4 tRNA genes are annotated in these 632 nt (G+C 51.1%); all 4 read left to right on the top strand.

What is annotated here, in order from left to right:
* Positions 1-28: 28 nt before the first annotated feature.
* The 4 genes from COD92_RS31055 (at position 29) to COD92_RS31040 (ending at position 589) form a co-directional block, all read left to right on the top strand.
* Positions 29-101 (top strand) — tRNA-Ala (locus tag COD92_RS31055).
* Positions 102-110: 9 nt separating this feature from the next.
* Positions 111-203 (top strand) — tRNA-Ser (locus tag COD92_RS31050).
* A gap of 232 nt (positions 204-435) precedes the next feature.
* Positions 436-509: transfer RNA gene (locus COD92_RS31045), tRNA-Met, on the top strand.
* Positions 510-512: 3 nt separating this feature from the next.
* Positions 513-589, top strand: a tRNA-Asp gene (locus COD92_RS31040).
* The last annotated feature ends 43 nt before the right edge of the window (positions 590-632 follow it).

Below are 632 nucleotides of genomic sequence, written 5' to 3'. Positions count from 1 at the left end.
CTGTCTTCCCGACCATTTACTTCGATATGGGGTCTTAGCTCAGCTGGGAGAGCGCCTGCTTTGCACGCAGGAGGTCAGGGGTTCGATCCCCCTAGACTCCACTTTATACTGGAGGAATACCCAAGTCCGGCTGAAGGGATCGGTCTTGAAAACCGACAGGCGGGTTAAACCGCGCGGGGGTTCGAATCCCTCTTCCTCCGCCAGTATGTAATATTTTCTAATTATCGCGGGGTGGAGCACGTCCGAATACTCTTCTTCGAGTACTCTACAGCGCACCGATTGAGCCGCTTCTTGATTAGGCTTACTGAAATCGGGGCGACATATCCCATGAAAAATAGAAAATCTCATCGAGCTGCTTCTTAAATAGACGTTCTGAGATGGGGACATTCAGTAACATAACGTGTAGCATGCTCCAAACTTAATAATTTTTACTATCGCGGGGTGGAGCAGTCCGGTAGCTCGTCGGGCTCATAACCCGAAGGTCGCAGGTTCAAATCCTGTCCCCGCAATTTGGTCTGGTAGTTCAGTTGGTTAGAATGCCTGCCTGTCACGCAGGAGGTCGCGGGTTCGAGTCCCGTCCAGACCGCCATCTTAATATTTTACCTGTTTTCATGGAGGGGTAGCGAAGTGGC

It is taken from the genome of Bacillus sp. AFS037270 (assembly GCF_002585305.1).
The sequence above is the reverse complement of the archived record's forward strand: the minus strand, read 5'-3'. Positions and strand labels throughout refer to the sequence as shown.